The following is a 12010-nucleotide window of genomic DNA, read 5'->3' as shown; positions in this document are numbered from 1 at the left end:
CTGTATTAGTCAATTACGCAGGTACTGCCGCCAGAACCGCAGCCAGAGGAGTTGCCGCCGGTGCCGCAACCGCTACCGCCGGTACCGCAACCGGTGGAGGTAGCCATCAGCATTGTTTGATTGATACCGCCAACGATCTGCTGCAATTGCATTTCATCCAGCTGTGCGATAGTTTCTTTGTCGAGTTCCAGTGGATTCAGGATTACTTTTTTCATAACTGTTTATTTGAAATTGGGATAATAAGGAGAGAAGAAACTGTTCATAACGAACAGCTTCTTCCCCTTACAGGTTAAAAGTCATGGATGATGATCAGCAAGTGCTGCTGCCAGAGCCACAGCCGGTTGAAGTAGCCTGTTGCAGAACAGTTGCAGCGCCGGTACCACCAACGATCTGTTGCAGTTGAGTTTCGTCCAGTTGAGCGATAGTTTCTTTGTCCAGCTCAAGTGGGTTCAGGATTACTTTTTTCATAAAATGTTAATTTTGGAATTACGCTTACTCTTTTAAGGCTTTTCAGCATTCGCCTGTTTGCTGCATATTTCTCAGCAGGTGCTGCTACCAGAGCCGCAACCTGTAGAAGTAGCCGGGCTCTGTACGCCGGTATTGCCGCCGTTACCACCAACTACCTGTTGCAGTTGTGCTTCATCCAGTTGAGCGATGGTTTCTTTGTCCAGCTCCAATGGGTTCAGGATTACTTTTTTCATAAAATGTTATTTTGGGTTTATGCTTACTCTTTTAAGGCTTTTCAGCATCCGCCTATTCCAGAATATCTTAGGTAGATGCGGGCAAAAGGCTGCCACCAGGTATCCGTGCGTTTAAGCGCAGGATACCTGTACTACCAATAACAAGAAGATTTACAGTGTAGGAGGAAGAGGCTATTTATTACAACAGCCTCTTCACAAAAGATCAATAGTGTTCTGCGCTGTTTACGGCACAGGTGCTGCCGCCGGAGCCGCAGCCAGTGGAATTACCGCCTGTACCACAGGTGCTGCTGCCATCACCGCAGCCAGTGGAAGTGGCCATCAATAATGATTGTCTGTTACCGCCAACTACCTGCTGTAATTGGCGTTCGTCGAGTTGAGCAATGGTTTCCATGTCAAGCTCCAGTGGGTTCAACATTACTTTTTTCATGGATTTTCATTTAAACATTCTGCCTACTCTATTCAGGCTTTTCAGCATCCGCCTATTCTGGAATATCTGTCAGCATGGGTGGAACAGTTGGCATGCTCTTTAACTTAATTTGCTCTGTTTTTTTCGCTGAAATCAATTTGTTTCCGATTTCCTTTCACATTGTTGTTGCCAAACAGGTAGGTCAGGCTTAACGTGAACTTTCGTGCATCATAGTAGTTCTTATAAGTTTGGGTATAGTCAGTATAGTAGATCTCTCCGCGGCTCACCAATCCTTTTAGCAGGTCATCGCCGGATGCTGTTACCTGCAGCCTGTTCTTCAACATGGATACACGTACTCCTGATGACAGCGCATATAGCTGCTGGCTGTAATAGTTGCTTTCCCTGTTCGCCAGCTGATGCCAGAAGTTCAGGAAGCAGAAGAAATTACGTGTAACCGTAAACGTATTATTGATACTGTAATAGAAGCCCATACCGCTTTGAGGCACTACCTCCGGCCGGTCTGACCTGGAATCGGAATAATACAGGGTAGCATTGGTATTGTTCTCCCACCACTTTACCGGCTTGAAACTCAGGCCCGCATTAAGTCCGACGTCGTACTTGGTGAGATAGTTCTGATAATTGACCACTTTGAGCGCATCCTTTACTTCTACCAGTCTGCCGTAGCCATTGACTAATTTCTGCCCGTAAAGTGTGAAGGATAGAATCCCTTTATACAGATAGGACAATTCCACATTATGATTGAAAGAAGGCTGCAGCAGCGGGTTTCCGGTATAGTAACTATTAGGGTTCGTGTACCATTTGAAGGGGTCCACCGCCCTGAAATTAGGCCGGTTGATGCGCTTGGAATAATTCACCGAAAAGGTGTTATTGTCATCTGCCGTATACGTGATATATACAGAAGGGAACCACTTGCCATATTCTGAGCGGGACCTATTGCCGGTAGTAGGCGAGTAACCGTCTATCCACGAATACTCATAGCGCAATCCTGCTTGTGTGGCCCATTTCTGTTTGATGTTCTTGTGAAAGATCACATAACCTGCCATGTTCTTCTCTCCGTAATCAAAAAGATTACTTCTCGACGGATCCATTTTATAAGCTCCATTTGCCCATGTTGAATAACGTACATCAGAATTATTGCTGATATCTGTAAACTTCGCACCTGCTTCTGTTGTCATCCATTTGGATGGCAGTATGAGATCTGCCTGGCCAGACCAGATGCGGTATTCCACACGGCTATAGTTATTAACAATTTCCGGCGGCGTACCCTGGTCTGAAGTGGTATTGAAGTCTACTTTTGTTTCAGGTATATTGGCAAAATAGTTGAAACCAAGATTGAGTTTCCCTCCTTGTTTGTTCAGTTTCTGTTCGAAATAGGTATTCAGCGTATGTGCCATGGTGGCATTGCGATGTTTTGAAACGGTGGTCAGCACCGAATCAGCCTTGCCTTGCGTCAGGTAGCCAGTTGTGTTATCGATATTCATATCGGCATGCGTCCGGCCGATGTCATAGATAAACCCGATGTTGGAAACGGGATTGATCTTGTAATCCATGCTCAGGTTAGCGCCGATCCCTCTGTATATATCTTTTCTCGAGTCATCACTGAGAATAGCGCTTTTGCCAACAACGTCGATCTCTTCTGTAGAATGAATCGCACGGCCATATTGCTTCAGCCGGAGCGTGGTATTGAGTTTTTTCGACTGGTAGTTAATGGTAGCATTATTGTTAATGCCCGGATAACTTGTTTGTGCATAAGCCGTACTTACGCTTCCGCTCCAACCCAGGTTGGGGTTACGTTTCAGTATAATATTGATCATACCGCTATTGCCTTCTGCCTCATATTTGGCAGGAGGTGTGGTGATCACTTCCACCTTGGCAACATCGTCGGACCGTATCGATCTGAGGTAGTTCATCAGGTCTTCACCACTTATGTTCAGTAATTTTTCATTCACCATAACAGCTACTCCCGATTTTCCAATGATGGACACACCTGTTTCATTTACACGCAGCATGGGTACCAATGCCAACGACTGTGTAAGATCTGTGCCTTTGGAAGCGATAGAACGCTCCAGATTGAATACGAGCCTGTCTACCTTGCGTTGTATAAGTTGTTTGCTACCGGTTACCACCACTGTTTCGAGGTCTTTCGACAAATTCAGGTGGATGGTTCCAAGATCGGCATTATCGGATATACTGAGCGCTTTTGTATAGAGTACATTCCCCATAGAACGTAGTACCAGCTTGTATTCGCCAGTAGCGGCATTTATTCGGAACAGACCGGTGGTATCCGTGTAAACGCATTTCACCAAGGTAGTATCATGTATCATCAGGCAGGCTTCCGCATAAGCGACGGGTTGCCCCATGCTCTTTACTATTCCCGATAGTACATGGCTATCCTGTGCATAGGTTCCAGTAGAAGAAAAAAAGATAATCAAGCTGTTTAAGTAAAACAGGCGTCCGAGAGTTTTCATTTAGTGCCAGTATGTTCTAAGATTATTCCAAGTGACCTTTGTCAAAATTTCAGAAAACTACGAAAGAAAGCTTACACTTCACTCATGCTGATACGAGGTTTTATTACAATGATAGTAAATTGGGTTTCAGGTCTTTATTTGATAAACCAAACTTCCGGGATAGAGCCGAGCAACAAACGAAACTAGTGCTGTCACAGGTTTTAAAGAATGCATAAACATTAATGTAGAAGTTATACACTCAAGCTAACAACCAAATAAAAATACACCAGCTGTTTGAAACTGCCAAAAATTTTTCAGTGAAAATTTGTATTATTAGTGAGGGTCCCTTCCTATTTTCAAGACTGCATTTACTTTTCAATTTATGGATGCGAAAATAATGCATCCGTCTTCACAGCTTCAAAAAAATTCATGCTGGACTCACATACAGAACAATGATAGTCCGCTGGCAGCTCATTAAATGGAGTGCCCGGAACGATGCATTGGCCGGGATCTCCGGCGGATGGATCATAAACGGTCAAACAACTGCGGCACTGATACACCGTATGTACTGTTGCCTCGCCTGGAACTGCGGATTGTTGTTCAGCTACATAATGCTGCAATATATCCAGTTCGCTTTTTTGCTCATAGTACATCTTGCACAGTGCCGCCACATATGGCCCCAGATGTTCTTTGGCAACATCTTCCCGGTAAAGTACCAATGCGGCGGAATTAGCTTTAAATCCGGCGGTATGCAGAATATCATAACGCTGCATGTATTTCAACCGGCTGCCATGGCGGTTTTCGCGGCGGCGGATCACGATGTTGCCGAACAAACTTACAGGCTGTATCACTTTCACACTGAAACACAAACCATAGGTGCGTACATCGGCGCTATCGAAATAGCGGATAATATGGCGTTTGAGCACCAGCCCATCTTCACAATTATCTTCTACCTGCCAGTTCAGTTCATTGGCGGCATGACGCACATTGATACCATGTTTGCCCAGCACATAGTCCCAGAGGCCGCGGTGAGCCGTATCAATATCCTTGATCACAAGGGATTTCCAGGGCGTGGAATACAATTGTCCCACGCGGGTTTCCATACAGATCGTACATATATCTTTCAGAAAATCTATCGAAAAATTCTCTTCCCGCCGGTAGATGCCCAACCAGTAAGCATGTTGATGTTTATTGAAGCCTTCGTAATATGGCAGATGAAACGCCGGCAGATCAGGCTCGCCTTCCCTTTCCCGCGAGATATAAGACTGCGCGCTGTACATGACATGATACACTTGCTCCGGCGCTAATCCTTGCTGCAAGAGCATTTCCACCTGTTTACTCATCGCGCCAATGCTATTCGTATAGATCAATTCCGGCCAGGCATACAACTCCTGAGTGCCCGGCGGCCGCAAGTATAAATGCCAATAATGCGGGCTCGCCGCCGATACCCAGTTGATATGCCCGGTAAACAAAGGCGCAAAGGTTTGCCTGCCATCGCAGATATTAATTTTCATCATGGGCAGATGATCAAGCTGGTTGAACACATCTTTGTAGATGCCTTCCGTGAGCCAGGAGCCACCGACAAAAATATCCGCCGCCACATAGGAGCTGAGTATATTGGGTGTTGTGGAGATGTTTATCTGTGCATCATTACAGGCCTTGGTAAAATGCGGCAGATATTTTTCCGGCACGTCGAGCAATACCTCCTGCCGCAACCCAAAGCGTATATGCGTTACCGTAGTATTGGCTGCGATACGCAGCAGTTCAAGCAGTTTGCCGGGAGAAATGATCCCGCCGGTAAAATTCACTGCCAATGTATGTATATGCTTTGCCATTAAGATATGGTTAACGGTGTTACTTTTTGCATACTTTTTTCCAGCAGCGCCTTCACTTCCGCCTTACAGCTGCCACAGCCCATTCCTGCGCCAGCGGCCTGGCACAGCTGTTGCAGCTCATTGCATCCCGCTGCGATCTTCTCTATAATATTCCCCTCCCCTACATTGCCGCAGGAGCATACCAGGCGGCCTTTCACCACCTCGCCTTTCCTGCCGGAACGCAGCAATTGCAGGCGCTTGTCCGACAGCTCTATGCGTTGTGCGATCAGGTCGCGAAATTCCAGGAACTCGGTTTTATCGCCGATAAGAATGGCGCCCACGAGGCGGTCCTGGTGGATGATACATTTTTTATAGAAACGTTTTGCCCGGTCGATGAACAGTATCTCCTCATATGCAGGATCCTTCGGCGTTTCCACCATTCCCATTGAACAGAGATCGGCGCCATGCATTTTAAGGATGTTCATCATCAATGATCCCTCGTAGTAGCTGCTGATATCCCCATTCAGGAAACGCGCTACCACGGCGGCTTGCTGTTCTGCTGCGGCGGTGATACCGTACAACATGCCATTGAACGAAGCAATTTCGCCGATCGCAAAAATATCCGGGTCGGCAGTTTGCAGGTATTCATTTACGATCACGCCACGGTTGCAGGGCAGCTGGGCCGCTTGCGCCAGCTCAATATTCGGTACGGTACCGATCGACATCACTACGGCCTGACAAGCAACATAGCGGCCACTTTTCAGGTATATGCCTTCGAGGCGCTCCTGTCCGGCGAAGCGGTCGATCTCGTCGTTATAGCAAATTTCAATGCCGCGATCGGTGAGCTCTTCGTAGAGCAGCTGGCCGCCGAGGGTATCCAGCTGCCGGTCCATGAGGCGGGAGGTGCGTTGTATAACGCCTACGTCTATACGCATTTCTCTCAGCGAGGCGGCCAGTTCAATGCCGAGCAGGCCGCCGCCTACGATCATCACTTTGCCTTTCGCAGGATCGAGATGCGATCTGAAGGCATCGGCATCCATGCGGGTACGCATGGTGAAGATGCCCGCCAGCGCTGGCACCTCGCGCAGGGTGGCCGCACGGCTGCCGGTGGCCAGCAAAAGAATATCATACGTATGTACGTTACCGTTACTATCCCTTACCTCCTTGCGCGAACGGTCGATATGCACAATGGCCAGCCCTCTGTGAAGCGTGATATTATAGGCTTGTTCCTCTGTGCGGGTCATCTTTACCAGTTGCCGCCAGGATTGCGTACCACTGATATAATCGGGCAGCATCACCCGGTTATAGAAAGGCAGGTCTTCCTTGCTGAATACGATGATCTCATCGTCATTATTCCACTCGCGATAAGATTTCACAAAGCCACAAGCGCCAGCGCCGGCGCCTATCACCACGATCTTCTGTACTGGCTTGCGGTAGCGCGCTACCTGCACAGCGGCATATTTGAAATCCGGTTGTTTAGATATCGGATCCAGTAGTTTATGCGTGAGATTATTGGCGCGGTGCAGATCATTATGGAGAATTTTTCCCCAGTGCATCGGCAGGAATACGACTCCCTTTTTAATACTGTCGCTGAGCTGTGCTTTCACGCGCACGGCTCCTCTCCCATTGGTAATGTTCACAATATCGCCGGCGCCGATGCTCCTGGCCCTGGCATCTTCGGGATGTATTTCCAGGAAGGCATGCGCTATATGCTGCTTCAGCTTATTCACTTTCCCGGTTTTACTCATGGTATGCCACTGGTCGCGGATACGGCCCGTAGTAAGGATCAGCGGCAGTTCCGGACTAAGCGCCTCCGACTGGTTATCATCGCCGAAACTATGTATAATGGCCCTTTTGCTGCCCGTAAAAAACTGATGGTCCGTAAACAAACGGCTGGTACCTTCGTGCTGCCTGAAGGGCCATTGCACGCTACGCCGCTCTTTGAGGATGGTATAGTCCAATCCGCTGATATCGATATTGGTGCCGGCAGTCAGCTGCACGTGCTCTTTATATATCTCTTCCATATTCGTATACCCGAAACCGTTATATCCCATCTGCTGTGCGAAGCGGCAGATAATCTCCGCATCTGGTAAGGCTTCGCCGGGGGCTTCCGTAATTTTACCGAGGTAGCTGATGCGGCGTTCGGCATTGGTCATGGTGCCTTCTTTTTCGGTCCAGGCGGCAGCAGGCAGCACTACATCTGCATAACGAAGTGTTTCAGGTTTGGAAGAGATCTCCTGCACTACTACAAACTTCGCCTTTTGCAGGGCCGCCTCGGCGAAACGCGCATCGGGCAGGCTTACCAGCGGATTGGTGCACATGATCCAGATGGCTTTAAGACGGCCATCATGCAGGGCATCGAACATTTCGGTGGCGCTTAGTCCGGGTTTATCGGAGATGGCCGTTCCGCCCCAGAAGGCCTGCACCTGGCGGCGATGTTCCGGATCGCTCAATACCCGGTGCGCAGGCAATAAATTCGACAAGCCGCCTACTTCGCGGCCACCCATTGCATTGGGCTGGCCGGTCAGGGAAAAAGGGCCGCTGCCGGGCTTACCGATATGACCGGTGATCAGGTGGAGATTAATAAGGCTCAGATTTTTATGTACGCCGATCACGCTTTGGTTCAACCCCATCGTCCAGAAACTCACGAAGCTCCTGGCCTGGCCAATATAGTCCGCGGCCGTTTGAATGGCTTCTTCCTCTATGCCGCAGATAGCCGCCGCCTCGGCAATACTGCGCTGCATCACGGTTTCGCGGTATTGGGCAAAACCTTCGGTATGTTGCGAGATAAAAGCGGCATTTGTATAACCGCTTTCAATCAGCAAGCGGCCGATAGCATGATGCAACACGATATCCGTACCGGGATTGAGTTGTAAATGCAGATCAGCACTGCTGCAAGTTTGCGTAATACGTGGATCACTGACGATGATCTTCAGCTGCGGATTGGCTGCCCTGGCGGCTTCCACGCGGCGCCACAAGATCGGATGGCACCAGGCGGGATTAGCGCCCGCTACGAAAATGCAATCTGTCAGCTCAATATCATCATATGTACCAGGTACCGCATCTTCTCCCAGCGACAGCTTATACGCCGCTACAGCGCTACTCATGCAAAGACGGGAATTGGTATCAATATTATTACTGCCGATAAAACCTTTTATCAGCTTGTTCACCACATAATATTCTTCCGTGAGGCATTGCCCTGATGCATAAAAAGCTACCGCATCCGGTCCATATTTTTTGATGATGGAAGAGAAGACAGCGGCTGTCCTTTCCAGAGCCTGATCCCAGGAAACCCTTTGCCGTGGCAGGTTGCGATGATAGCGCATTTCAGGGTGCAGCAACCTGTCGCTGGTATCCATCACAGTATAATGCAGGTTCATACCTTTGGAACACAGCATCCCCCGGTTCACCGGATGTTCAGGATCACCTTCCACCTGCAGCTTGCCCTGCCGGTCCTTATGAACCAGTATACCACAACCCACACCACAGTAACAACAGGTAGTTTTGAGAACAGACTGCATAGAAATATTTTTTACATAGATCCGGAAACCGCCACTGGCGCAGATGTTACGGCATCTTCATCCGTTGACGTGCTGGCGGTGAAGCGGGTAAGCAATACGATGCACCCTACGGCCACCACCGTGAAGCCGATATACGTGAACGCCTGTACGTAGGTGATCTCTTCCGACTTAAAAAGAAAACCGAACAACATGCCGCCCAGGTTGCCGCCAGCGCCTACTACTCCGCTTACCAGCCCTGTATTTCTTTCGTTGATAAAAGGTACAATGCCATAAGTGGCGCCATTAGCCATTTTCAGGAAGAGAGCAAAGCCCAGCATAGCGATGATGGCCACCGGCAGCGAACCTGCCTGTGCAAAGAGAAGTAGCCCTGCGCCTTCCAGGAGCAGCATGAAGGCCAGCAGCAGGCCTTTGCCTTTCATCCCTGCCCTGGCCCCTGCTTTGTCGGAAACGATGCCGCCCAGGGCGCGCGCAAAGAGGTTCATGAAGCCGAAGATGCCCGCCCAGAAACCGGCGCCGCCCTGCGACAAATGAAAGGTATCCACAAAGTGCAAAGCCGCCACATTATCAAAAGTGATCTCCATGCCGAAGCACATGCCGTAAGCCATCGTAAGCGCCCAGATGCGCCAGTCGGCCAGCACCGACCAGTCTGTCCGCCCTTTGCTGCGCCCACGGCCTATTTCATCGAAATTACCTTCCGGCGTATCTTTCGTATACTTGTAATATAACCATGCTACGCCGAGCATCATCAGGCCGGGTAATATCATCGCATAGCGCCAGGCTTCTGATTTCGTGAAGCCGAAACCCACGATGGCGGCGAATATCACCGGCATCACCATATTGGTAACGCCGCCGCCCAGGTTGCCCCAGCCGCCGGTGATGGCATTGGCCGTGCCTTTGATACGCGGCGCAAACATCAGCGAGGTATGGAACTGGGTGATCACAAAAGAACCGCCTATCACGCTGATGGCTAAACGAAATAACAGGAAGGAGCTATAGTCTTTGGCCAGGCCTACCAGGAACACCGGCAGGGAGCCTATCAAAAGCAATCTGATAGCTGTTTTGCGCGGTCCCCAGGTATCACAGAGGCGACCGATCGCCAGCCGTGCAATGATGGTGCCGGATACCGAAGCGATGATAATATTACCTACCTGCGCTTTGCTCAAGCCCAGATCTGTTCTGATGGTAGGCATCAATGGCGCAAGGCCGAACCAGCCGAAAAAGCAGACGAAGAACATTAACCACGTGATGTGAAAGGTGCGCATCTGCACCGTGTCCAGGCTGAATATTTTTATTTTATCAAGAACAGGCATGTTGTCAGTTTTAGGTTACTTCAATTTCCATTCAGGATGGATGTTGACCATTACATAGGCCCAGTTGCTGTTGCTGGCTGCGTCTTTGACGTTCTTCACACTGGCCAGTGCAGCGGTGCTCCAATAGTGGCTGTAGCCCGCTTCAAAGCCGATGGCTTTGGTGAGTGCATAGGTAGCTGTGAGATCGGCCTCTGTGCCAAAATTGCGGCTCATATGCGGGATATCACCGGCGCTGTAAAACTGGTGTACATCTACCCCGATCATGCAGCGACTGCCGGCCTTCAGTTTGGCTTTCACATAATAATCCTGCAAACCTTTGTTTCCGAAGGGACTGGCCACATAATAGTAATCCATATACCCCCAGAATTTGTGCGGCGTGCCATACAGCGGGTCAAAATCGGGCGTAGTATAATCAGCGCCCAGGCCTGCGCTGAAAGTCTTGCTCAGGGCATATTGCAGATAGCCGGTGTACAAGCTGCCGCTGAGCGTTTGTCCGTTCGCGTTAGTACCACCCTGGTAGTAGGCTGCGGCGGTATAGGAGAGGCGCTGGTATTGCCCGGTATAATACAAGCCGGTAGTGAAGCGGCTGTTCACCGGTCCTTCCCAGGTCTTCACGCTATCCATATGATATTTCGAGAATTGATCGGAGAGAAAGAGCAGGGAGAGATTACCGGTTTCGAATTTTCTGGCTACATACAAAAACTCAAGGCTTTTGTAAGCATTGCCGCCATTGGTATTGGCGGGATAATTGCCGGGCGGCGCAGGATTGTACACGGTGCCGGATGCATTTTCCTTGTTCTGATTGAAAGCAAAACCGGCATGCATGGTCCAGGCGCTGCTTTCATATTTCACCACAGCGGCGTCATGACGGCGGCCTTGTTGCAGCCAGTCGAGGTTACCGAGCAGGCGGCTGTCGTCATACACCAGTTCCTGGCGGCCTATCTTCACCGACAGACTCCTGTTTTTCACAATGGTGTCGGTGAGCAAAATCTCTGCCCAGGCCTCGTGCAGCATAAAGCCATTGTTGTCCGGAGTGGCAAAACGGTTGATAGTGGAGGCATCCTGTCCCCAAACACGTATATCCTGTACCGTTAGTCCGAGCTTGATACGATAAGCGCTGAAACCGGCCATAAGGCGGGTGCGCTGGGAGGTGAAGAAAGCGGGCGCCGCTCCCTGCGTTTGTGGGGCGCCCTGTCCGTTACGCAGTTCCGATCGTGTGCGGAGTTGCACTCCCAGTGTAAATTGTGCCTGGCTGCGCAAAGATGGCAGCAGCCCCGGCACCAGGAGCCACAGGGCGCCATGATACCATTTTTTCATGTACCTTCGGGTTGATTTTAAGTGAGCCAATCATATTAAGATCAGAAGCCCGGCCAGCCTGCCCGCTGCCGGGTTTCGTTTTTATGCTTCTATCATTACGGCGTTTTCATTCACACCGATGTATACGAGATCGTCGATGATGCGTACGGGATATACCGTGAGCGCGCATTCATGTTCGTCGGACAAACAACGGCCATCTATCAACGAAAAAGTTTTTTTGTGAAAAGGGCAAGCCACTTTTGGCTCATCCTGTACGGTGCCCGTCATACCGCGGCTGAGCGCCATCTGCTGGCGGTGCGGGCAAAGATTCTGCGTAGCAAACCATTCTCCCCTGCGTGCAAAATAGAACAAGGCGATCTGCTCTTCCTTATATTTCACACATACGCCGCCGTTAGCAGGTACATCAGTTGTTTTACAGGCAAAAAACCAGTGGGTTGTTGAAGTAATAGACATAGCAGTATAATTTTTTAGAG

The 12010-nt window shown here is 49.6% G+C and carries 10 protein-coding genes; all 10 read right to left on the bottom strand.

What is annotated here, in order from left to right; translation table 11 throughout:
- Positions 1-5 precede the first annotated feature (5 nt).
- Entirely contained in the window at positions 6-215 is a 210-nt protein-coding gene (locus FPG75_RS03495) for a class I lanthipeptide (protein WP_143305163.1), read from the bottom strand.
- Positions 216-309: 94 nt separating this feature from the next.
- On the bottom strand, positions 310-468 hold the full coding sequence (locus FPG75_RS25945; RefSeq protein WP_161596652.1) for a class I lanthipeptide: 159 nt from the start codon (positions 466-468) through the stop codon (positions 310-312).
- 71 nt (positions 469-539) lie between these two features.
- Positions 540-701 carry a class I lanthipeptide gene (locus tag FPG75_RS25940; protein WP_161596651.1) on the bottom strand — a complete coding sequence of 54 codons (162 nt, stop codon included), beginning with the start codon at positions 699-701 and terminating at the stop codon, positions 540-542.
- 202 nt (positions 702-903) lie between these two features.
- Entirely contained in the window at positions 904-1128 is a 225-nt protein-coding gene (locus FPG75_RS03490) for a class I lanthipeptide (RefSeq protein ID WP_143305162.1), read from the bottom strand.
- 104 nt (positions 1129-1232) lie between these two features.
- Positions 1233-3488, bottom strand: a complete 2256-nt coding sequence (locus FPG75_RS03485) for an outer membrane beta-barrel family protein (protein WP_161596650.1) — start codon at positions 3486-3488, stop codon at positions 1233-1235.
- 467 nt (positions 3489-3955) lie between these two features.
- Positions 3956-5410, bottom strand: a complete 1455-nt coding sequence (locus FPG75_RS03480; protein WP_143305160.1) for a rubredoxin — start codon at positions 5408-5410, stop codon at positions 3956-3958.
- Positions 5410-8910 carry a nitrate reductase gene (locus FPG75_RS03475; protein ID WP_143305159.1) on the bottom strand — a complete coding sequence of 1167 codons (3501 nt, stop codon included), beginning with the start codon at positions 8908-8910 and terminating at the stop codon, positions 5410-5412. The genes FPG75_RS03480 and FPG75_RS03475 overlap by 1 nt, the downstream gene beginning before the upstream one ends.
- Positions 8911-8921: 11 nt before the next feature.
- Positions 8922-10220 (bottom strand): MFS transporter, encoded by a 1299-nt coding sequence (locus tag FPG75_RS03470; RefSeq protein ID WP_143305158.1) that lies wholly within the window; start codon positions 10218-10220, stop codon positions 8922-8924.
- A 15-nt stretch (positions 10221-10235) separates the two neighbouring features.
- Entirely contained in the window at positions 10236-11537 is a 1302-nt protein-coding gene (locus FPG75_RS03465) for an alginate export family protein (protein WP_143305157.1), read from the bottom strand.
- Between the two features lie 81 nt (positions 11538-11618).
- The gene (gene nirD, locus FPG75_RS03460) at positions 11619-11990 is read right to left on the bottom strand and encodes a nitrite reductase small subunit NirD (protein ID WP_143305156.1); all 372 of its coding nucleotides are present in this window, start codon (positions 11988-11990) and stop codon (positions 11619-11621) included.
- Positions 11991-12010: the final 20 nt, after the last annotated feature.

Origin of the sequence: Chitinophaga vietnamensis, from assembly GCF_902167635.1 — a bacterium.
Lineage (GTDB): Bacteria > Bacteroidota > Bacteroidia > Chitinophagales > Chitinophagaceae > Chitinophaga > Chitinophaga vietnamensis.
Note: the sequence above shows the minus strand (reverse complement) of the source record. Positions and strands in the feature narration are given on the sequence as shown.

What these genes read in the sequence shown, in the direction of transcription:
- FPG75_RS03485 (WP_161596650.1), bottom strand. Translation starts at nt 3,488, where the DNA reads ATGGGGCAACCCGTCGCTTATGCGGAAGCCTGCCTGATGATACATGAT.
- FPG75_RS25945 (WP_161596652.1), bottom strand. Translation starts at nt 468, where the DNA reads ATGAAAAAAGTAATCCTGAACCCACTTGAGCTGGACAAAGAAACTATC.
- FPG75_RS25940 (WP_161596651.1), bottom strand. Translation starts at nt 701, where the DNA reads ATGAAAAAAGTAATCCTGAACCCATTGGAGCTGGACAAAGAAACCATC.
- nirD (WP_143305156.1), bottom strand. Translation starts at nt 11,990, where the DNA reads ATGTCTATTACTTCAACAACCCACTGGTTTTTTGCCTGTAAAACAACT.
- FPG75_RS03480 (WP_143305160.1), bottom strand. Translation starts at nt 5,410, where the DNA reads ATGGCAAAGCATATACATACATTGGCAGTGAATTTTACCGGCGGGATC.
- FPG75_RS03470 (WP_143305158.1), bottom strand. Translation starts at nt 10,220, where the DNA reads ATGCCTGTTCTTGATAAAATAAAAATATTCAGCCTGGACACGGTGCAG.
- FPG75_RS03465 (WP_143305157.1), bottom strand. Translation starts at nt 11,537, where the DNA reads ATGAAAAAATGGTATCATGGCGCCCTGTGGCTCCTGGTGCCGGGGCTG.
- FPG75_RS03490 (WP_143305162.1), bottom strand. Translation starts at nt 1,128, where the DNA reads ATGAAAAAAGTAATGTTGAACCCACTGGAGCTTGACATGGAAACCATT.
- FPG75_RS03475 (WP_143305159.1), bottom strand. Translation starts at nt 8,910, where the DNA reads ATGCAGTCTGTTCTCAAAACTACCTGTTGTTACTGTGGTGTGGGTTGT.
- FPG75_RS03495 (WP_143305163.1), bottom strand. Translation starts at nt 215, where the DNA reads ATGAAAAAAGTAATCCTGAATCCACTGGAACTCGACAAAGAAACTATC.